Here is a 21323-nt window from a genome sequence, read left to right as displayed (position 1 = left end):
TTGTGGTGATGTCGTCGGCTGGTTCTCCCCACTCCCCCCGGCTGCGGTCCAGCACCCGGAAATCGCCGTCAGGCTGGACAAGTACATTCCATGGATGAAAGTCCCCGTGCACCGCGGCCAGGCGATGGGTAAAGCTGCCCAGTTTCCAGCGCCAGGAAATAAGCCTGCACTCAAGTTCCTCAAACCTTTCCGGAGGAAACAGGTCATAAGGGTGAGGGTAGGAATCCACCAGGCCGAAAATGCATTCCGACGCGCCGATAAGATTTCTTATGCGGCGCAGGTAAAGATCCGCATCATCAAGCCTGCGGCTGTGCAGTCGGGCCATCCAGCGGGAAAACTCTTTGGTCAGTTCCAGGTCGCTTTGCTTCAGTCCCTTTTTTTTAATGCGCTCCAGGTCCAGAAAATAATCATATCCTTCAGCCATTTCATGCAGGATAAAGAACTCCCTGGGCTCCACCACAGGAACCAGGTTGTCCTTTTTGTCCACGTACCCGAAACCAAGGGAGCTTACATGTTTTTCCATGCTTTCCCCGGTTTCGTACTGGAACATGAGAATCGCCGCCCGGTCCCAGTAAAACTGGTGACCGAAACTGTCACCGCGCATAGTGGAGAGTACGGCCTGCTTTTCCTCTCCATCAAGCTCAAACCTGATGTGCAGGGGCTTGCCGTAGCCGAATTCCTTCATGCCCTGCTTGCCTGCAGAGCCCATTTCCCCGGCCTCAATGAGCCTGGCCCCGGTTCCGAACTGCTTTTGCAGATAATCCTGCAGGCTGCTCAAGTCTATTTGCAGGGCCGGACTTCTGTCTTTTGTACTGGACATGCTGCACCTCCCCGGGGATTTTCTAACTTTGCGCAATATTTGCTTGCTGGTTAAAACCAGAAAGTTATCAGCTACTGGTTATCGGTCTTTCCTGGTGACCAGTAACTGATAACCGACTACCTGTGCTGGGGGCATAGCCCGCTTTGGATCTTATTCAAAGTTATCTTTATACCTTTTCCAGAATTCCTCAGGAGTAAAATAATGCTCCTGGGTGCCGTGGTGCTCCACTGCATAGGCTGCGCTGGTAAGCCCCACTTTTGCCGCCTCGGACACGCTTCTTCCATCGGCCAGGCCCTTGATGAGCCCGGCACGGAATCCGTCCCCTGCACCGGTGGGGTCAACCACCTGGGACACCCTGGCCGCGGGCAGTACAGCGTCATCCCCGCCGTTTAGCACCGAACAGCCATGTTCACCCAGGGTAGTAATAATATTTTCAGTATATTCAAGAAGCTCTGCTTTGCTTTTGCCCGTATTCTTCATGATCATTTCCAGTTCATAGTCGTTGGCTATGAGAATATATGAACCGCTGATCATATCCAGCATCTTTTCCCCGGAAAAAGCCGGTATATTCTGGCCCGGATCGAATATGTAGCGTACTTTCTTCTCCTGGTATTTGCGGCTGTAATTGTACATATCGTCCAGGTTGCCCGGGGATACTATGGCCAGTGTATCTTCCGGGGCAATCCGGTCAAAGTTGAACTGTGAGGAATGGTTCATGGCTGCCGGGTTGAATCCTGTTATCTGGTTGTCCGACTTGTCTGTGGTTATATAGGCGGACGCCGTAAGATCTTCTTCCATGACCCGGATGCTTTCCCGGCTGATACCATGTTTCTGCATCCATGCTTCATAATTGCCGAAATCCTTTCCCACAGTAGCCAGGATCTCGGGGTCTTCACCCAGAAGCTTCAGGGTGAAGGCTATATTACCTGCCGTTCCTCCGAACTTTTCAATGAGTCCATCCACCAGGAAACATACATTCAGTATATGTATCTTGTCCGGCATGATGTGGTCTGCAAATTTGCCCGGAAAAGGCATGATGCGGTCATACGCAACAGATCCCGAAACCAAAATCTTCATTTCAACCTTCCTTTGTTTTCATGACCCTTCTACCTGGCAAGGCCGGGTCAAAATGGTTACAAATTAATAATTTTTAGGCCTTGATCAACATGCTCATCCACTTTTTCCGGTTTCTGTATCAATCCAGTCCAGAAATTCAGTATGCCCGCCCTGAATGGGCACAAAAACCACGCAGGGGCATTCATAGCTGTGCACCTCGAGAACTTTCTGCACCAGTTTATCCTTGAGATCTTCCCTGGTTTTGGCCAGGAGAACCACCTCTTTTTCGGTTTCCATCTGTCCCTTCCACATGAACATGGCAGTCATGTTGTCCAGGGCGTTGACACAGGCTGCAAGACCGTTTTCCACCAGGGCCCGGCCCACACGCTTAGCTTCCTGCATATCTGCGGCTGTGATGTATGCAAATACATGAGACATATGGCACCTCCATACCGGAATTTCGTTTTGTTTTCTAATCTGCCGGACTATATTCCGGCCAGGTATTCCACCACTGCCTGCTTCTCGTCCTGGGAAATACCTGCACCATAACTGATCATTCTGTCTACGGTACTGTCCCACTCTTCCAGTGACTTATCAGCATCCTGCACCCTGGACAGTCCATGGCATGTAGAACACTTCTGAGATACCAGCTCCTCCCCCTTTTCATGGCTGCCGGCCCTGAGATCCATGCTCAGGGAAAAAAACAGCACTACAGCAACAGCACAAACAAAAATCAAAAATCTGTTCATAACATCCTCCTTAACCACCCGATTCGCATAACAACCTGTCATTATTAATTTTTATTTTCCTGACTTCTGAACAACGAATCAATCATCTGGCCGACAGCTGTTTATCTTTGCATGTGGCACGGGGACTGTCTCTTGAAATAACCCAGCCCCCCTATCTACCGTGTTTGATAAACCATTTAAACCTGCAATGCAAACGGCCGGGAAAAAGACTGCAAAATTAAAGCCGTCCGGCTACTGACTCCAGAAAAAAGGCTGAGTCCGGGCTGTTTACACACACTATGTTTTAAGATATATGCTTTTAAGTAGCTGATCGTATTAATGATAAACAAGCCTCGCACAAATCATGAAAAAACAGCTCTTGTTCTGCCTGCTTTTAGTTTTTGCCTGGCATTTGCATCCAGCCCTGGTTGCCGCTGAACAGGACCAGGACGGACAGGCCAGGCAGGAAAAAAAATGGAGCCTGACCCTGTCCAGCGGCATGTACACCGACCGAACCGTGGGGCAGGCCATCTTCAACGTCCCTGGAAGGCTGGAAAGCAACTACATGCACAGCCTGGCCCTGGCCCGGGAAATGGGCAGGTTCTGGGACCATTTTTCCTGGGAACTTGAAGGCATGTTTGCCAAGCATCACGGCAAGCATAAAACCGGCCGCCAGGACTACGAAGAGTTTGTAGGAGCCATTCTGGTGCGCTACCATACATTTCCCTGGGACCAGTGGATTGACACCACCCTGGCCGTTGGAAGCGGAGTCTCAGCCACCACTGAAACCCCAAAGCGCGAACTGCAGACCGACAGGGGCAAAAGCCAGAACATCCTCAATTACCTGGCTTTCGAGCTCGAGTTAACTCTGCCCCGGTTTCCGGATACCAGCCTGACTTACCGCATTCATCACCGCTCCGGGGTTTTCGGTCTGTACGGCGGGGTTGAAGGTGCTTCTGACTTTTATCTTCTGGGTTTGCGCCAGAGGTTCTAACCAAGCTTTTCCCGGGCTTTTTCCTTGAGTACAGCCCGGATGGCCGAGCTTACATCCAGATCCGGCTCTTTTTCCAGGACCTCGTCCAGAAGCGGGGTCACTTCTGCAGCTGAATAACCAAGGCTGGTCAAGCCGGCCAGTACATCCTGGCGCACGCCGCGTGGACCAGGGGCGGGGCGCGGGTCTTCGTGCTGCGGGGAAATGAACCCCAGGCGGTCCTTGAGATCCAGAATGAGCCTGCGGGCTGTCTTGGAGCCTATTCCCGGGACCTGGGTCAAGGCGGCCTCATCCTCGGTATTGATGATTTTCTGGATCTGGGAAGGGGAAAAAATCCCCAGTATGGCCAGGGCTGTTTTGGGACCCAGCTTGGGTGCATTGAGAAGAACATTGAAGGTCTCGCGCTCATCCCGGGTGAAAAATCCATAAAGGTCCAGGGCATCCTCCCGGACCACCATGCTGGTATGAAGCTCAAGCTCCTCCCCCTGTCCGGGCATATTCTGCAGTCCCATGGCGGAAACATGCACCTCGTAGCCAAGCCCGGAAGCGGTCATGACCAGGCAGCTCTTATCATTAAAGCTCACTAGGGTCCCCCGGACAAGAGCGATCATTTAAAACCTCCAAACCCTGCTGCCCGGCGCTGATTAAGATGGGCTATGGCTACCGCCAGGGCATCGCTTGCATCCTGGGCCCACCTGGGTTTGCACCCAAGCATCTGGGCCACCATGAAGGCCACCTGTTCCTTGCCCGCCCGGCCGCCGCCCACCAGGGATTTCTTGACCAGGGTGGGCTCGTAGGAATAAACAGGCACTTTCTGGTGCGAACAGGCAACTATCACCGCCCCCCTGGCCTGGCCCAGCTTCAGAGCCGAGGAGGCATTTTTGGAGGTGAAAACCTCTTCCACAGCGGCCTGGTCCGGGGAAAACTCATGGATAAGCGAACAGATGCGGGTAAATATTGTATCCAGCCTGGTGCTCAGGTCATCCTGACCATTGGTCCTGATGGTTCCAGTACCCAGTAACTCCAGGCAGCCGGATGTCTCCCGCACCACTCCGTAGCCGGTGCACCTGGAGCCCGGGTCAATGCCCAGGATGACCAGCCCTGAAGAAGAGCTGGTCACGCTTAATTCTCCAGTTCCTGCAAGAGTTCCTGCGGCAGTTCAAAGTTGGTGTAAATATTCTGGACGTCATCAAGGTCATCCAGGGCCTCATAGAGCTTGAGGATTTTTCGCCCAGTCTCTGGATCCACCCCTACGGTATTCTGAGGCACCATGGTCAGCTCTGCCTCGCTTACCTCCATTCCGGCCTCCTGATAAGCCTGCTGCAAAGGGGTGAAGTCCTCAGGCGCACAGCGAACCTGCCAGACTTCCCCATCGTCGATGATATCCTCGGCCCCTGCCTCCAGGCCGACCTCCAGGAGCTGTTCCTCGCTGTAGCTCTCCTTGTCAAAAGACAAAACACCCTTGTGATCAAACATCCAGGCCACGCAACCAGATTCGCCCATGGACCCGCCGTTCTTGCTCAAAAGATGTCTTACCTCGGCCACGGTGCGATTCTTGTTGTCTGTAGCTATCTGCACCAGCATGGCCACTCCCCCGGGACCGTAGCCTTCGCATATTGATTCTTCAATCTGGTCCGCGGCCAGTTCTCCGGTGCCTTTCTTAATGGCTGTCTCAATCTTGTCCTTGGGCAGGTTTGCGGACTTGGCCGAATCAATGGCCGCCCGCAGTCTGGGATTCTTGTCCGGCTCCCCTCCTCCGTCGCGTGCAGCCAGCATGATCTCCTTGGTCACCTTGGTGAAGATCTTGCCCTTCTTGGCATCCTGCCTGCCTTTTCTGTGCTGGATATTGTGCCATTTACTGTGTCCTGCCATATATGAATTCTCCTGTTTTTATAGGTAAACATCCTGACATATATCAAACTTCTTGCTGAACCAGTTCCATCCCCACCAGAAAAATCTCCTTGCTTTCAGCCCTGGAGCTTTTGGGTTTGAAATGCTTGACGCGCTTGAAGCAGGCCTTCATTTCCCTGCCCAGTTCCTGTACGTCCGGGCCCTCAAATATTTTCACCACCATGCTGCCGCCTGGCCCAAGCATCTCCCGGGCCAGGTCGAATGCTTCCCGGGCAAGCTCGTGAGACCGGGCCTGATCGGTTATCTTTATACCCGTGGTCTTGGGAGCCATATCGCTTAAAACCAGGTCAAACGGGGCAAAATCCCGGACTTGCTCCCTTGCCGCATTGTCGTTTATAATGTCTCCCTGAATAAAAACTACATGCTGCGGAAATGACAGTGTAGGTTCCTTCAGGTCCACTGCCAGAACAAATCCCCTGGACTGGACTTTCTGGGCCGCAAAGCTGCACCAGGAACCAGGCGATGCCCCCAGGTCCAGGACCTTTTGTCCGGGGCGCAGCAGACTGAAACGCCTGTCCATTTCTTTTAGCTTGTACACAGATCGGGCCGGATAATTATCCTGCCTGGCCTGCCTGGAATAGTGATCGCGGATTTTTTTCATAACAAAGATTTCCCAATACGTCGGAGCCTGCTGACATCATATATGATATGCGCTGCACCGATGCAAGTATAAAGATGATCACAACATATACGCACAAAAAAAGGAGGATTCAATGGTAGTATTCATAGGCAAGGACAGGCCGGGCGGCTTGGAAACCAGGAAGGCCCAGCGGGAAAAACACGTAGCCATGTTAAAAGATCTGCAGGACCGGGGACTGATCCACTTTGCAGGGCCTCTTCTGGATGACCAGGGAGAGATGAACGGCAGCCTGATTATTTTCGACACCGAAGACGTGGAAAAGGTCAACTCCATTATGGACCAGGACCCTTATGTAAAGGCAGGGCTTTTTGCGACCCGGGAAGCTATGCGGGTAAAAAAAGTCATGTAGCACCTACCTGCATGTCAAACAGGCGCAACAGGGCAACCACCGGGAGTCCTGCTTGCGCCTTGCCAAAAGCATACGTTTTGGATAATGTGTTTAAAATTTCTCAATGGGGGCGTAGCTCAGCTGGGAGAGCGCAGCCTTCGCAAGGCTGAGGTAGCGGGTTCAAGTCCCGCCGCCTCCACCAAGAGTTAATAATTTCAAGTAGTTGCAGATATAAACATCCAGCTTACCCCATCTATTTCATCAAAACAAAAATGCTTCTTATCCCTACAGCGTAACCATTCAGGGGCACTCAGTTGTAGCTCCTGGCACAAGGCATCCCCTGAATGGTTACCCTGCAACTCCATCCCTACCCGGCACCCTTACCCATCCAGAAAACAGGTATTTTTTTGGTGGGCAGTTACAAAAAAACTTTATTTTTTTCAGGATTGCATATAAATTTCGTCCGCAAAAGGGTTTATTAAAATTTTGTGTTGACAAAGCCTGAAACATGCAGATAAAGATATTCAATATCAGGGAGAGAGACAATGCAGGACGCCCGGGAACAGTTTTTTCAGTATCTGGCCAAACAAAAACTGCGCTTTACTTCTCAGCGGGCCATAATATTTGATGTGTTCTGGAATACCCAGGGCCATATTTCCCCTGAAGAGCTGTATCGTAAAACCAGGGAACAGGACCGGTCCATTGGGCAGGCTACTGTCTATCGCACCCTCAAACTGCTCTCAGACGCCGGCATTGCCAGGGAAGTTGATTTCGGGGATGGTGTTGCCAGATATGAGCCCTACTATGGCCAGAGTCACCACGACCACCTGATATGCAAGGAATGTGGAAAAAATGTAGAGGTGGTTGATCACCGCATAGAAAAACTTCAGGAAGAACTGGCCAGTCAGCACGGATTCACCCTGAATGAGCACAGCATGTATCTTTACGGCTACTGCGCCGAGTGCAGCGGCAAGTAGATTTCAGAACTCTTAAAAAAGTCTATTCCGGAAACAATCAGGAGAAGCCAATGGATAAAAATTATCTTCAGGCTATCATTGATATTGATAATCAGCTCAAAAATCAAACAAAGGCAAAGAGGCTTAACTATCAAAAATAACTGCAATAAACCCTGCATGGGGGATATGGCAAAACTTTTTCGCCCTGTATGTGTATTTATAACCCTGCAGGCAGATTCCAGCTGCAGCCCAACTTAAAACCTTATTTTGACAAGAGGCTCAAATGAACAACCAACCCATGTCCACAGAAGCCGCCTACGCCTTCGGCACGGCAAAACTAAGTTTTGACAAGATTTTTTTGAACTTCATCAAACGCCTGGAGACCATTGGAAGCGCCTGGCCTTTTTTTGCCCGGGCATATTACAGGCTTTTCTATAAAAAGATGCTGCAAAGCGAAATCAAGGCCTCGGGAATAAAACCCGGCATGAAGGTCATGCACGTAGGATGCGGCCCCCTGCCCATGACAGCAATGGGGCTTGCCGGCTTCGGCGCAAGGGTTACCGCCGTTGACCAGGACGCCGGCACCCTTGGTTGGGCTGAAAGAGCCCTGGAAAAGTCCGGCACCAAAAATAAGGTCAGTCTTGCTTCCGGCTGCGGTACTACCCTTGATTTTACCGGGTTTGATGCTGTCTGGCTCTCCCTGCATGTACGGCCCATGGGCCCTGTACTCAATAGAGTAATGGAGCATGTCAGCCCCGGGTCCAGGATAGTCTTCAGGGATCCCAGGGATTATCTCTGCAGCTATTACCCCGGCGCGGACAACTTTTCAGATAAATGCGGCTGCAAAAGCCTCCGGGTCAAGCAGATGCTCGGCAAGAAAAGCGTGGTCCTCATCAAGGAAATGCCGGCGGAAAAAAACACTCAAGAGCTCGAAAAAAGGACTTGACTTTTTTTAAAAAATATCCTTTGATAACTACATTCAAAGTCAAACCCCTTGACTTTTTATATTTACCTGTTAATGATATTGAAAATCAGCATGAAAGTCTGAGTAAAATGTAGCTATTCAGCACCTGCGGACGAAAAGCCAGGGGCCGGGGGTTCGGCAAACTGGGCGTAAACTGTCTGAGCGACGTAGGAAGCGTTAATCAAAACCGTTAAACACCCCAACTTAATTCAAAGCATAATATAATTGAAGCTTTGCTGATTAAAAAACTTGAAGAGGTTTTGATTTACGCTTCCTTGGAGCGAGTTTTTACGTCCTGTTTGCCGAATTTCCGGACCACTGGAGGTCATATCATTAAGGTGAACACTTACAGTAAAATAATATTTCCCAATAAAATAAAGGAGCCTGAAATGTTTAAGATGTGGTTTGGCCGCAAACAAGACACACAGGAATGCCCGCACCGACCCCCCGAATGCCAAAACCTGAGAACCCTGGATTGCCTGCAGCTGGATGAAGAAGGCGAAATCGATTCCATACCTGATCAGGCCCTTCTGGAACCTCTGGGATTCAGACCCGGAAAAAAAGTCTGTCTGCGCTGCAGGGCCAGGTTCGGAGGCCCTCTGGTTGCTGAAATAGAAGGCAGGCATACCGCCCTGGGACGCTCCGTTGCCAGGCAGATAAAGCTGCGCAAACAGCTCGACCTCTGCCCAGAGAATGAGTAAGGCCCATGTACTGCTCATGGGCCCGCCCAATGTGGGCAAGAGCGTAATATTCAACCATCTCACCGGGTTAAGTGTAAGCTGCGCCAATTACGCCGGGACCACTGTAGAGTTTGTCGCCGGCAAAGCCGGGATAAACGACCGGGACGTGGTCCTGGTGGATGTACCCGGCACATACACCCTCAATGCCACCAACCAGGCCGAGCAGGTGGCTGTGGATATGCTCCGCGGACAGCACAAACCCGGCACCCAGAGCACCTGCTCCCACTGCCGCGAAGAAAGCGACGTGTGCGCCGAAGATCTGGGCTCCGCCCCCTCCGCGGTCATTTGCGTGGTGGACGCCAACAACCTCGAAAGCAGCCTCTACCTTCTTTTCCAGGTTTTAAGCTTCGGCCTGCCCACTGTGGTAGCCCTCAACCGGGTGGATCTGGCCCGGGACAAAAATATACACATCGACTGGGAAGGGCTTTCCCGCCGCCTGGGTGTACCCATAGTACCCATGGTGGCTGTGGAGAAACAAGGCTTTCAGGAATTAAAAAATGAAATCCGCAATTCCCTGGACCGTCCCTTTGAGCCCAGGCTGGACTGGAGCCAGGACAGACACTGGAGCATGGCCGAGAAGCTCTCCAGGGAAGTCACCACCGGCCGGCCCTCCCAGAACAGTTCCAGGAGGCGTCGCTGGGGGGAAAAGCTGGTGCAGCCCTGGCCGGGCCTGCCCCTGGCCATAATCATCCTGGCAATCGCCTTTGCCCTGATCATCGGCATCGGGATGCAGCTGCGCCAGTTGATACTGCTGCCTTTTTTCCGGGACCTGGTTATTCCGCAAATAGTTGCCGTGGTCCAGGCCTTTGTCCCTCCCGGCACCATTCAAAACATCATGGTCGGCGAATACGGCTTCCTGGTCAAGGGTATCGAATGGCCCTTCGCCCTGGTCATGCCTTATGTTCTGTCCTTTTACGGGGTCATGGCCGCCCTGGAGGACAGCGGTTACCTGCCCCGCCTGGGAGTACTCCTGGATGGACTGCTCAACAGGATCGGCCTGCAGGGCTCAAGCATAATTCCCCTGCTGCTGGGATACGGCTGCGGCATTCCCGGCATCCTGGCCACCCGGGCCCTGGCCACAGGCAAAGAACGACTTATCATCGCCACCATGATCTGTATGGCTGTTCCCTGCATCTCCCAGACCGGGGCCTTCATCGCCATGCTGGCCGAGAGATCCGTAAGCGTGGTGGTGGCTGTGTTCGGCCTGTCCTTTCTGGCCCTGATTCTGGCCGGGCTCATCATGGACAAGGCCCTCAAGGGACCAAGGCCTTTGACCATCATGGAAATCCCCGAACTTCTGCCCCCGCGCCGGGACGTACTGGCCAAAAAGATCTGGATCAGGTTCAAGCGCTACGTTACAGACGGGGCCCTGCCCATGGTCGTGGCCGTAGGCATTGCCTCCGTACTCTACGAAACGGGTATCATGGCTGCCGCAGGGCGTTTCATGAGCCCCCTGGTGGAACACTGGCTTCTGCTGCCCCAGGAGGCATCTGTACCTCTTATCCTGGGCATCATGCGCCGGGAACTGGCCGTCCTCCCTCTCATCGAGATGGACCTGACCACACTGCAGCTCTTCGTGGGCGCTACTGTTGGGCTTTTCTACGTGCCATGCATAGCCATCGTGGCTATCCTGGCCAGGGAGTTCAGCATAAAAACCGCTTTTTTCATGCTCATCGCCACCAGTGCCACAGCCTTCATCGTAGGCGGCATATTCGCCCGCATGGAATTTCTGGCCTGGATATTCGGATGATCTTTTCTACCTGATATCATTCCTTACCAGTATAATGCCATGCCTGCAGGCAATGTCGGATTCAGGCAGTGCTTTGATTTGAGCTGATGCTGTGAATAGACTTATTGACTTTAATTCTGAAGTAAGGCAAACGTCTCTATATCTGTCCCGGAAAAATACCACGTACATGCATCTTACAAGTATAATGCATCGGGTAACAACCTTTAAATCCTTTAAAAAACAACCAAGGAGAAGAAATGGAAGACCACGTCAAACAGGCTCTGGAGATCGTCAAAGCCCAGGCCGCAGTGCGGAACATGACAGAAGAAGAGATAAATTCCATGATCAAATCCCTGTCTGCTGGGATACAGGAAGCTTCCAAAACAGATGAATTACAGGAAAAAGATTCCCAGGAACCTTCTGTGGACCCCAAAAAGGCAATTAAAGAAAAAAGCATAACCTGTCTTGAGTGCGGCAAGTCTTTTAAGGTGCTGACAAAAAAGCATTTTGCCAAGCATGACATGACTCCTGAAGAATACAAAGCCAAATGGGGCTACAAGAAGAATCAGTCCCTTGTGGCCAAATCACTGGCCCGTGAGCGGCGCAAAAAAATGCAGGACATGGAACTGTGGAAAAAACGTGAAATCAAGATGCCCGGCAGATAAACCAAACCACGCCCTCACCCTTGTGTGAGGGCTTTGATTTTTCAAAGGAAAAGAAAATGGCCAAAAACAAGAAGAAAAAGATTCTGGAGGTTGCCGCCCAACTGTTTGCCTCCCAGGGATTCGACAACACCACCACCTTGCAGATCGCCAGGGAAACCAGAGTCACTGAACCCCTTCTTTACTACCATTTCAAGGGCAAAGAAGAAATTTTTACATACATCCTGGCAGAGGTGTTTCAAAAATACGCCGAACATATTGACGAACTGCCCAAAAACACCCAGACAGAGTTTGACAAGATAGCCAACCTCATCAGGCTGCACTCTCACATTGCTGAAGAGCATCCCCAGAATGCCAGGCTGATCCTTTCCAACTGCCCAGGCAAGCTTATGCAGAAACAACATGCCTGCCGGGATATCCTGGAAAAACAGCAGCAGATGGTGTCATCCTATATCCAGGACTGTCTGGAATCCGGCAATGCAAAAAAAGAGTTTGACGCGCACCCTGTGGAGCAAACGGCCCTTATTCTTTTATGTCTGGCCAACGAGTTCATGCGCATGAAAATTATGAGAAAGAAAGACTCTCAGCCCGACACGCAGGGCACTATAGAATTCTGCCGAAAATCTCTGGTGAAATCTTGATCACTATAGCCGCACCCCTGCATACCGGCCGGCATTCTGCACTATTCTTGTACACTGGATGAACAGCAGTTCCCCCTGGAAGATGCGCCTGCTGGAAATCCTTCTGTCACGCTTCCCGGCGTAAATGCAGCCAGAAATGATGTTTAAGGGGTCAGCAGAATCAGATAATTGCCGCCTGTAAAACCCGCTCAAAAAACTTTTTGCAGATACATCCATCCTCCCCGGCATGCTGCTTCAAGCTGCCTTCCGACCCTGTTTTATTTTGACACATGAGACTTTATTGCAAGCCCGGAGGAGGCTTAACCGGAAAATCTGTACGCCGGAGAAATTCGCCACCAGCAGGACTTTTAAATGCAGGCAGAAAGTTTTTTCTTTTTGGCACACTACATGCTTTATGTTTGAAGCCGCATACAATCACAATGTTTCTGTACCTGCAAAGCTGTGAACCGGCACTGAGTTTCAAACTAAAGGAGGTCGCATCATGAAAAAAAATCAATTATTTATTACAACCGCTCTTTTCAGCGTTGTACTTTTTGTCTTCAGTCTTGGGGCTGTACATGCATCAAACTACGATGATGTTTTTGAAAGCGAGATCGACAAAGAAACCGAACTCTCAGCCGATGATATAGAGCATGAAGACCTGCAGGCGTTTGTGCAGGCTTCCAAGGAACTCAAGGAAATCAGGGCTGAGTATACCAGCTTGTTGCATGACGCCGAGGGCGTTCTTTACGAAGACCTTAGAAGTGAGGCAGTGGAAGAAATGCAGGAAGCCATTGATGATGCCGGACTTGATGAAGAAACCTACAGAGGCATTGGCTACCACGTCCAGGAAGACGATGAACTTCTTGCCGATTTTTACTGATCCCCGACAGCGTCCCGGGTGACTTCTTATCACCCGCGGACGCTGATAATTTTGTGCCGCACTCAGGGCATAGCAGGATAAGCCTGCAAAAGTCCATTTTTGTCACACGAACAACGCGAAGCGCGCAGCACGAAGCTAAGCATCCATAAAATAAGTGCCGGGGTGCCTGTCTGTCCCCTGCCCTCCTCACCAATCGAGATACGAAGACTGAACCCGGTTTCTGCCGGATTCTTTGGCCTGGTACAGGGCCTCGTCCGCCAGCTGCAGCAACTGTTCTTTGTTTTTCATGGGGCTTTCTGCACTGTGGGTGGACGTTCCCACACTTATGGTGACTACTGATGCTGTGGGAGAGTGCTCGTGGGTGATGCCCAGGCCCTGCACTGCTGCCCGCAGCTCTTCAGCCACGTGAAGGGCTCCTGCAGCATGGGTTTCGGGCAGAAGAACCACGAATTCTTCGCCCCCGTAGCGGGCGGCCAGGTCCGTGGGGCGGGACAGAGTATTTTTGATCACGTTTGCTACTTTTTTCAGGCAGTCATCTCCTGCTCCATGGCCATAGTTGTCGTTGTAGGGTTTGAAATTATCAATATCCATGATGAGCAGGGATAGAGGCAGGCCGTTGCGCATGCATCGCGACCACTCCCTGGCCAGGTTTTCCTCGAAGAAACGCCGGTTGGGGATTTCTGTCAGGCCATCCTGCATGGACAGCTTTTCCAGCATGTCCGTCTTGATCTTGAGGTTCATCTGGTTTTTGACCCTGGCCCGGACTATGGTAGGCTTGAAAGGCTTGGAGATGTAGTCCACCGCACCCAGGTTGAAGCCCGTCTCTTCGTCTTCGGCAGAATCCATGGCGGTCACAAAAATTACCGGAATGGAGTTGGTCTTCTCGTTTCGTTTCAGCCTGCGGCATACTTCGTACCCGTCCATTTCCGGCATCATTACGTCCAGCAGGATCAGATCCGGGGGGTTGTCGCTTTCTGCTATTTCCAGGGCCCTGGCTCCGCTGGTGGCCGCCATTATCCTGTATTCATCTTTGATGAGCTTTCCCAGGGCATGGATATTGTCCGGCTGGTCATCCACTATAAGTACTGATCTTTTTTCCTTTTTTTCGTCGGAACTCATTCTATACTTACTCCTGATCTTGAAGCCAGTTCCAGCAGTTTTACGACGGCAGCATCGTGTTCAAAGTTTTCCACCAGCCCGGCCAGCTCGTCAACCTCTTCTACCCCTGCCCGGCTGCGCAAAAAACCTGTAACGGCCTCGATAAGCTCGTCCTGGACCATCTCGCTGTTTTTAAGCAGCTGCAGCATGCTGGACATGGCAGCCACACCCTCTTCCTGGTCGACTTCCCGGGTCTGACCTGGAGCTTTTTCCAGGCCGTCCAGCTCTGTCCGGGCCTGCTGCATAGCATGGTCCAGTTCCCGGCGCAGTTCCAGAGTTATTTCCCTGTTCTCCTTAAAGGCCAGATCTATGAAGCTGGCAGCTTCAGCCAGGCGCACGGCCCCGACTGTTCCGGCCAGGCCCTTGAGGGTATGCACAAGCCTTGGGCCGTCTCCGCTTTTTCCCTTGTCCAGCTCTTCATCAATGCGGGCAAACTCACCGCTCAACTGTTCCCGGAAACGCAGCAGCATCCTGTGGTAAAAACCGGAGTCCCTGTCGGCAGATCTGAGCCCCTGGGCCAGGTCGAAACCTTCCAGAGACCGGGGCAGAAGGGATGAGTCCTGCTCAGGCTCCATTTTCTGGACTTTGACTGAATCTCCGGCTTGCAGCCATCTGGCCAGGGTCCGGTAAAGACTGGTGCTCTCTATGGGCTTGGACAGGTGGTCCCGCATTCCGGCCTGCCTGGATTTATTTCTGTCCTCCTCCATTACAGCGGCGGACAGGGCTATAACCGGCAGATCCGGGAAACGCTCCAGTATTTTCCTGGTAGCCTCAAAACCGTCCATGACCGGCATCTGCAGATCCATGAGCACCAGGTCAAAGCTGCCGGCCTCAACCATTTCCACCGCCTCGGCACCGTTTGCGGCCAGGCTCAGTGCGGCCCCGGTCTTTTCCAGCATCTGCCAGGCCACCTCCTGGTTCAAGGCATTGTCTTCAGCCAGCAGGATGGAATATCCCTGAAAAGAGGGTATTGTAAACTGCTCGTCATCGCGGGTATAAGAAGGCGCTTTGCCGGTGGCCTCTGCAATGGCGTTGAATATTGAGGAGGCGGTAACAGGTTTACTCAGAAAACAATTGAAGCATTCAACACTGTCTTCCGGCAGTTCACTGCGCTGGTAAGCACTGACCACCACAAAAGGGGGCCTGTTGCCTTTTAAAAATCCCTCGGCATACAGCCTGTCAATCTCCCTGGCAGCCTGCAGCCCGTCAAGTTCGCCGGGCATTTTCCAGTCCATGAAAACAAATTCATAAGGCTCGCCCGCCCTGTCCGCAGCCACTACCGCGTCGACAGCCGACCGGCCGTCATGGGCCTCTTTCACCTGAAACATGCAGCTTTCCAGAATATTTCGAAGAACCTGCCTGGCTGCTTCATGGTCGTCCACCACCAGTACCCTGTGGCTGTCAAACCCGATACACTCTTGAGTTGTTTCGGCTTCCGGGGCCATTGGCAGATCAATCTCAAAATAAAACCTGCTGCCCTGCCCGGGTGTGGATTCAACCTGGAGCCGGCCGCCCATGCGCTGCACAAGCTTGTGGCTGATGACCAGGCCCAGCCCTGTGCCCCCGTACTTGCGGGTAGTGGAGGTGTCTGCCTGGGAGAATGGCTGGAAAAGCCTCTGGACCTGCTCATCATCCATGCCGATACCGGTGTCTTTTATTTCAAAAAGCAACCGGACTATTTTCGATTCAGAGTCCCGGTCTGCTGCCTCTAACCCCTGACCTCTGTCCCCTGTCCCCTGTCCCAGATCCTGACTTCTGACTTCTGTCCCCTGCTCTCTGACCTCTGATCTCTGACTTCTGACCTCTGACTTATGAACCGCCAGTTCCACGTGACCTTTTTCCGTGAACTTGACAGCATTGCCCAGCAGGTTGGTAAACACCTGTCCCAGGCGCAGGGAATCACCTTTGAGTATTCTGGGAACATCCGTGGAGATGTTGAATATTATTTCCAGGCCTTTGTCTTCTGCAGTGGAGCCGAACAGGGTCTTCATCTGATCCAGCAGTTCATCCATCCTGAAGGTGTGCATGTCCAGTTCCAGCTTGCCTGCCTCAATCTTGGAATAATCCAGGATATCGTTGATGATGCCCAGCAGCATGCGCGAGGAGTTGCTGATTTTATTCAGGTAATCCCGTTGCCGGTCATCAAGGGAGGTCTGCAGCAGCAACTGGCTTAAACCTATTACCGCATTCATGGGGGTGCGGATTTCATGGCTCATGTTGGCCAGGAAATCGCTCTTGGCCCGGTTGGCTGCCTCGGCTTCCTCTCTGGCAAGCTGAACCCGATGTTCGCTTTCTATGCGATGGGTAATGTCTGTGGCTATGCCCATTACCTGGCGTTTTTCCGGGTCATGGGACAGCATCAGCGGAACCTTGGTGGTTTGAAACCAGCGCACCTGCCCCTGGCTGTCGGTCAACTGTTCCTGGGAGATGTATTTTTGCTTGCCGCTCAGCATAACCTCCCGGTCATCCTGGAGAAAGGCCTGTATTTCCTCCTCGGTGGCGGTCATATCGTAGTCTGTTTTGCCCAGCATAGCTTCCTTGGTGGTTCCGAAAAGTTCTGCAACCCTGGTGTTGGCCAGGGTATGCCGGCCATGCCAGTCCTTGGCAAAGATAGGATTGGGAGAGCTGTCAATTATCTGCTGCAGGAAATCTTTCTCCTGGGCAAGCCTCTCCTGAAGCATTATGGACTCGGTTATGTCGTTGGCCGAGGCATAAATGAGACCTTCCCGGGAACTGGCCTGCCATCTAACCCAGATGTAGCCGCCGTTTTTGTGCTGGTAGCGGTTGACCACGTCCCTGACATGCTCGCCCCGGCTCAGACTGCTCATGGCTTCGCGGGTTTTTTCCTGGTCCCGGGGATGCACAAAATCAAACAGATTGCTCCTGGCGATCTCGTTTAAAGGGTACCCCAGGATATCCTCCCAGGCCCGGTTCAGCTTCAGGATACGTCCCTGGAAATCCGCTATCATCAGCAGGCCCAGGGTGACATCAAAAAAACCTTCCAGCTCCCGGGTGGTCTTCTCAAGTTCATCCTGCCTCTTGAAAAGCTCTTCTTCCGCAATTCTCCTGTCAGTGATATCGTGGCCGAAACCCACCACTTCCAGTAAGTTTTCTTCCTGGTCCAACCGGTTCAAAGAGTTCCATTCGACTATGCGCTCATGTCCGTCCTTACGGGTCAGGGTCATCTCATGGTTCTGAACCGGTCCATTCTGCATGTCCTGGAATAACTGCCTGACCTGTTCATAGGAGCTTCCCGGGTACAGGGTAGACCACCAGTCTTTACCCACCAGCTCCTGTGCTGAGTAGCCCGTAACTTTTTCCCCGGCCGGATTGACATAGTTGCAGGTCCCATCAGAGGATATGCCGCATATTATCGCAGGCGACATCTGGATAATTCGGGAAGAGTAGTCTCTTTCCTGGCGCAGCTCCTGTTCCGCCATCTTCTGCTCTGTAATGTCCTCATTAATGCCCACCACCCGCACCGGATTGCCTGTCTCATCATGAATGGACTGGGCCATAGCCCGTATGTGCCTTATCTCACCGTCTTTTCTACGGATCTTGAATTCGGACCGGTAAGCTCCCTGGCCGGCAATCCCTGCCTTAAAATCCTGCTCCGCCTGTTCCCGGTATTCAGGCAACAGGGCATCGGTCCAGTCTTTAACAGAATTTGTGAAATCATCCCGGCTGACCCCGTAAATGCGAAACATGCCCTCATCCCATTCTAAGTACCCATCGGAAATTCTCAGGTCCCATATGCCCAGTTCAGCTGCTTCAGTGGCCAGGCGCAGCCTTTCTGTCAATTCCTGCGTGGCTTGCCTGGCTTCCTTTTCTGCAGTAATATCCAGCCCGGTGCCCCTGAATCCTTTCAGCTCACCTTCTGAATCCTTGACAGGCATCCCGCTCACCCGCTGCCAGATTATCCTGCCGTCCGGGCGTACTGATTGATGCTCCAACCCCTGCCAGGATTCGCCTTTCTCAGCCCAGCCAGCCAGCATTTTTTCAACTCTTCGGGCCTCTTCATGCGGCATGAAATCAAAAGGAGAGCGGCCAAGCACTTCATCCACCCTGCGACCAAGAACATCTTCCACCCTGGGAGTCAAAAAACTGTAAGTGCCTCCAGGGTCTATCTCCCAGATGTATTCCCCGGCGGCCTCGGCAACGTCTCGAAAACGCTGCTCGCTATCCTCAAGTCTTTTCTCATTTCTAAGAAGCATTTGACGTGTCCTCATGAGATCCCTGATCCACAGACCTGCAGATATGACCAACAGGGAAATGGCTGCCAGCCTGGCTATCTCTACAGACACATGCACAAAATCACCAGAAGCGGTCAGCACGAAATTGCTTGCAAAGTCTGTTGCCGCATACAGAAACAACATGCCCACACCCAGGATAAAAAGGACCAGGAACCTGTTTTCCAGCCCCTGCATCCACGTATGACGACAGCAGAAAATAAATATCAGGATACCACCCACCAGAAAAACAAAAAGCCCTTCTATCACCATTGAAGTATGTACAACAATTTCCGGCTTTATCTGCATAAAGGAAAGTAAGCCTACGTTTAGCAGGATACCTGCCAGCACAAGCACTGCTGCCAGGCGCTGGGAATGGATCAGCCATTTATTCTGGCTGGAGGATCCGGTATTCATTTTTCTCTCTTGTCATCTCTTTGGAGGTTGAGCTGCGATAAGGTTCAGGGGGCAGCCGTTTCGGCCTCTAAGGGCATTTTCCCCGATACAAATAAGCAGCATCCAGAATAGTTAGCATTTACCAGAAGACACAGTCCTGGATATTTCCAGCCGGGCGGATTAAAGTCAAGAAGAACAACCGGATTCAGCCTGCCCGCTGGTCATACTTTGCCTGTGTATGCCCAGCATGTGCAAAACACATTGCCAACCCTGCACCTCTTATTTATAATCCCGGACTTTGATCAGCCTGTAAAAACACCTGATACACTGGGTTAATCCGCCGGCATCCCTTTGTCATGTATATTCTGGAACTACAATACGACAATGCCGCTTTGAATGAACAGGGCGTTTTTTCCCTTTCCGGCAGCCATGAAACCCCGGGGCGGTGGAACGTCATAGAAAAAAGCCATGCTCCCCTGCAAGAGGAACTGCTAAGGCTTGTGGCCCTTAGCTGCAGTGGGTGTACTGATTTTCTGAACCGGCTGGACTTTGAACTGAAAAGTCTGGTGGAAACCAGGAAAAAAAATCTGCACCTTGAGCTTTGCTGGCGCAGCCACATCCCTCAAAACAGGACTGTATTTGCATCCGGCCCGGTAAAAAGCGCTGTGGCCATAACAAAAAAAGGTGCGCCCAGACGTCTTGGCCGGGAAAAGGCCCGGCTTTTGCCGGATAAGTACCCTTATTTGAAACTTTCAAAATGGTGTCCTCCTTCCAGGCATACTGTTTTTGCCTATGGCAGCGGCATAAACCTGTCTAATGCTGACCACGACTTTGATTTCCATGACCCCTTTTTCCAGCTCAAACGCATTCATTCCCTTTTTGACAGCCGGGCCGGACTGACCCATGCACCTTCCTTTCTGGCCAGCCTGCATTACCGGGCGGTCAGGTGCCGCCGCTACATGCCGGCCAGTATCCTGGGGGACCTGCAGAGATTTTTTGCGGCCTGTTTCGGCCTGCAGACCAGTGCATGGATGCAAAAGGATGCAGACATTGCTGCCTTGTGGGAACAGGTCCCGGCACACCTCAAGCTGCCGCTGCTGCCGGTAATGGACGCCGCCAGGCACCTGCATGACGCCCTGCCCAGCCAGCCCAACCCCCTGCACTTTCCCGGGGTTATGATCCTGGACAGCCCGGAAAAGTACTGCCCGCAAGATTATTTCCCGGACTGGATCAAGCTCCTGGAACAGGTATTCCCGGCCATGCAGTTTATCGTGGCTCTCTCGCCCCTGGCTTACCAAAATTTCTACAAAAATTTTTCCTGGGGCACTCTGCCTCAATTCAAGGACTATCACCAGCACTATCCGCCCAGGACAACGCCCTCAGCCCCTTCATCTCCTTTGTCTCCGGGGACCATGCTTATGGTGGACGTGGACGGAAGGCTGCCCAACCTGGCCCTGATGAAGCTTGCCAGGCATTACAGGGAAAAAGGATACCCGGTGCAGCTGGCCAGAAAAGAGGCCTGCGTGCCTGATGCTGAAGCGGTATTTGCCAGCTGTGTATTCAATCTGGATTCTTCCAGAAGACGCTTTTTTAAAATGCAGTCGTTTTACGGGCAGAAGTTTTGTGGGGGCGGTTCAGGAGTGGACCTGCACATGAGGCTGCCCGCAGACATAGAGGCAAAGGATCCCGATTTTGACCTCTACCCTGAGCTTCAGGAGCGGGCCCTGGGTTTTTTGACCCGGGGCTGCCCCTTCAAGTGTCCGTTCTGCATTGTCCCGGTCAAGGAAGGCAGGCCGCGCCAGGTAAGCGATGTCAAGTCCCTGGTCCAGGGACGGAAAAAACTGATTCTTCTGGACGACAACATCCTGGCCCATCCTGAATGCGAAAAACTGCTTCAGGAACTGGCCGCCAGGAAAATCGCCGTCAACTTCAACCAGACCCTGGACCTGAGCCTGGTGGACGAGTCCCGGGCCGGGCTGCTTCGAAGAATACAGGCCTGCAACGTCAATTTTAAAAGAAGCGTTTATCACTTCAGCTTAAATGACGATTCCAACCTCCAGTCCCTGCGCAGGAAGTACGAACTGCTTGCTTTCAACAGCAAAAACAACGTTGAATTCATCTGCATGTACGGCTACAATACCACCCTTGCCCAGGACCTGGAACGGTTCAAATTTTTACGTTCCCTGCCCGGGGCATATGTATTTGTTCAGCAGTACCAGCCCATCCTCAATGGACCGCCCCCGCAGATGGAAAACTATTTTGACGGTCAGGCAGACCGATACATAGATGAATTGATCAGGATATGTTTCCCTCAATGCATGAAAAGCATGGAAAAATACTACCGATGGCTCAGCAAAAGGTACGTGGAAGCCTTTGGTACACTGCACATGGGCCTGGTGGATACCATCTTCAGGTACAACAATCGGTTCAATCGTGGTAAATACATTGCCAGCCTGGCCGGCACCAGAAAAATAATGTAACCACTCAGGGGCTCCTCGGTGGTGACTCATGG

20 protein-coding genes and 1 tRNA gene are annotated in these 21323 nt (G+C 52.1%); 11 read left to right on the top strand and 10 right to left on the bottom strand.

Features of this window, described 5'->3' with window-relative positions; genetic code table 11:
- From D5S03_RS09305 to D5S03_RS09290, 4 genes are all read right to left on the bottom strand, one after another.
- The coding region (locus D5S03_RS09305; protein ID WP_287043647.1) for a phosphotransferase at positions 1-820 on the bottom strand (820 nt) is incomplete at its 3' end.
- A gap of 150 nt (positions 821-970) precedes the next feature.
- The gene (locus D5S03_RS09300) at positions 971-1897 is read right to left on the bottom strand and encodes a carbohydrate kinase family protein (protein ID WP_287043645.1); all 927 of its coding nucleotides are present in this window, start codon (positions 1895-1897) and stop codon (positions 971-973) included.
- Between the two features lie 93 nt (positions 1898-1990).
- Positions 1991-2314, bottom strand: a complete 324-nt coding sequence (cutA, locus tag D5S03_RS09295) for a divalent-cation tolerance protein CutA (protein ID WP_287043644.1) — start codon at positions 2312-2314, stop codon at positions 1991-1993.
- Positions 2315-2361: 47 nt separating this feature from the next.
- Entirely contained in the window at positions 2362-2625 is a 264-nt protein-coding gene (locus D5S03_RS09290) for a c-type cytochrome (protein ID WP_008870626.1), read from the bottom strand.
- A 343-nt stretch (positions 2626-2968) separates the two neighbouring features.
- On the opposite strand from D5S03_RS09290, the gene D5S03_RS09285 reads away from it, so the two are divergent.
- The gene (locus D5S03_RS09285) at positions 2969-3598 is read left to right on the top strand and encodes a hypothetical protein (RefSeq protein WP_008870627.1); all 630 of its coding nucleotides are present in this window, start codon (positions 2969-2971) and stop codon (positions 3596-3598) included.
- On the opposite strand, the gene ruvA is transcribed toward D5S03_RS09285, so the two are convergent.
- Genes ruvA through D5S03_RS09265 form a run of 4 tightly spaced genes read right to left on the bottom strand, consistent with a single transcriptional unit; the run spans position 3595 to position 6107 of the window.
- Positions 3595-4179: a Holliday junction branch migration protein RuvA gene (gene ruvA, locus D5S03_RS09280; protein ID WP_287043641.1), complete on the bottom strand. Its 585-nt coding sequence runs from the start codon at positions 4177-4179 to the stop codon at positions 3595-3597. The genes D5S03_RS09285 and ruvA overlap by 4 nt on opposite strands.
- Positions 4180-4202: 23 nt before the next feature.
- Positions 4203-4715 (bottom strand): crossover junction endodeoxyribonuclease RuvC, encoded by a 513-nt coding sequence (gene ruvC / locus D5S03_RS09275; RefSeq protein ID WP_008870629.1) that lies wholly within the window; start codon positions 4713-4715, stop codon positions 4203-4205.
- A 2-nt stretch (positions 4716-4717) separates the two neighbouring features.
- Complete coding sequence (locus tag D5S03_RS09270) at positions 4718-5467, bottom strand: YebC/PmpR family DNA-binding transcriptional regulator (protein WP_287043640.1); 750 nt, start codon at positions 5465-5467, stop codon at positions 4718-4720.
- 43 nt (positions 5468-5510) lie between these two features.
- The gene (locus D5S03_RS09265; RefSeq protein ID WP_008870631.1) at positions 5511-6107 is read right to left on the bottom strand and encodes an RlmE family RNA methyltransferase; all 597 of its coding nucleotides are present in this window, start codon (positions 6105-6107) and stop codon (positions 5511-5513) included.
- A gap of 112 nt (positions 6108-6219) precedes the next feature.
- Between D5S03_RS09265 and D5S03_RS09260 the strand changes: the two genes are divergently transcribed.
- The 9 genes from D5S03_RS09260 (at position 6220) to D5S03_RS09220 (ending at position 13028) form a co-directional block, all read left to right on the top strand.
- Entirely contained in the window at positions 6220-6495 is a 276-nt protein-coding gene (locus D5S03_RS09260; protein ID WP_287043637.1) for a YciI family protein, read from the top strand.
- A gap of 105 nt (positions 6496-6600) precedes the next feature.
- Positions 6601-6676 (top strand) — tRNA-Ala (locus D5S03_RS09255).
- 343 nt (positions 6677-7019) lie between these two features.
- Positions 7020-7451, top strand: a complete 432-nt coding sequence (locus D5S03_RS09250; RefSeq protein ID WP_008870634.1) for a Fur family transcriptional regulator — start codon at positions 7020-7022, stop codon at positions 7449-7451.
- A gap of 262 nt (positions 7452-7713) precedes the next feature.
- The gene (locus D5S03_RS09245; RefSeq protein WP_287043636.1) at positions 7714-8376 is read left to right on the top strand and encodes a class I SAM-dependent methyltransferase; all 663 of its coding nucleotides are present in this window, start codon (positions 7714-7716) and stop codon (positions 8374-8376) included.
- A gap of 407 nt (positions 8377-8783) precedes the next feature.
- Entirely contained in the window at positions 8784-9095 is a 312-nt protein-coding gene (locus D5S03_RS09240) for a FeoA family protein (RefSeq protein ID WP_008870636.1), read from the top strand.
- Positions 9088-10884, top strand: a complete 1797-nt coding sequence (locus D5S03_RS09235; RefSeq protein WP_287043635.1) for a ferrous iron transporter B — start codon at positions 9088-9090, stop codon at positions 10882-10884. The genes D5S03_RS09240 and D5S03_RS09235 overlap by 8 nt, the downstream gene beginning before the upstream one ends.
- A gap of 236 nt (positions 10885-11120) precedes the next feature.
- On the top strand, positions 11121-11528 hold the full coding sequence (locus tag D5S03_RS09230) for a Ros/MucR family transcriptional regulator (RefSeq protein WP_008870638.1): 408 nt from the start codon (positions 11121-11123) through the stop codon (positions 11526-11528).
- 56 nt (positions 11529-11584) lie between these two features.
- A complete protein-coding gene (locus tag D5S03_RS09225; protein WP_008870639.1) occupies positions 11585-12166 on the top strand; it encodes a TetR/AcrR family transcriptional regulator in 582 nt (193 codons plus the stop codon).
- Between the two features lie 481 nt (positions 12167-12647).
- Positions 12648-13028, top strand: a complete 381-nt coding sequence (locus tag D5S03_RS09220) for a DUF4168 domain-containing protein (protein WP_287043633.1) — start codon at positions 12648-12650, stop codon at positions 13026-13028.
- A gap of 186 nt (positions 13029-13214) precedes the next feature.
- Here D5S03_RS09220 and D5S03_RS09215 read toward each other — a convergent pair whose 3' ends face one another.
- Both D5S03_RS09215 and D5S03_RS09210 read right to left on the bottom strand, forming a co-directional pair.
- Complete coding sequence (locus D5S03_RS09215) at positions 13215-14147, bottom strand: diguanylate cyclase (protein WP_287043632.1); 933 nt, start codon at positions 14145-14147, stop codon at positions 13215-13217.
- Positions 14144-18832: a PAS domain-containing hybrid sensor histidine kinase/response regulator gene (locus tag D5S03_RS09210; protein ID WP_287043630.1), complete on the bottom strand. Its 4689-nt coding sequence runs from the start codon at positions 18830-18832 to the stop codon at positions 14144-14146. Before D5S03_RS09210 ends, D5S03_RS09215 begins: the two co-directional genes overlap by 4 nt.
- Positions 18833-19167: 335 nt before the next feature.
- Here D5S03_RS09210 and D5S03_RS09205 point away from each other — a divergent pair, with 335 nt between their 5' ends.
- Positions 19168-21291, top strand: coding sequence for a radical SAM protein (locus tag D5S03_RS09205; RefSeq protein WP_287043629.1), 2124 nt, complete (start codon positions 19168-19170; stop codon positions 21289-21291).
- Positions 21292-21323: the final 32 nt, after the last annotated feature.

The organism is Desulfonatronospira sp. MSAO_Bac3 (genome assembly GCF_003838035.1).
Lineage (GTDB): Bacteria > Desulfobacterota > Desulfovibrionia > Desulfovibrionales > Desulfonatronovibrionaceae > Desulfonatronospira > Desulfonatronospira thiodismutans.
This window is presented reverse-complemented; position numbering and strand designations above follow the sequence as displayed.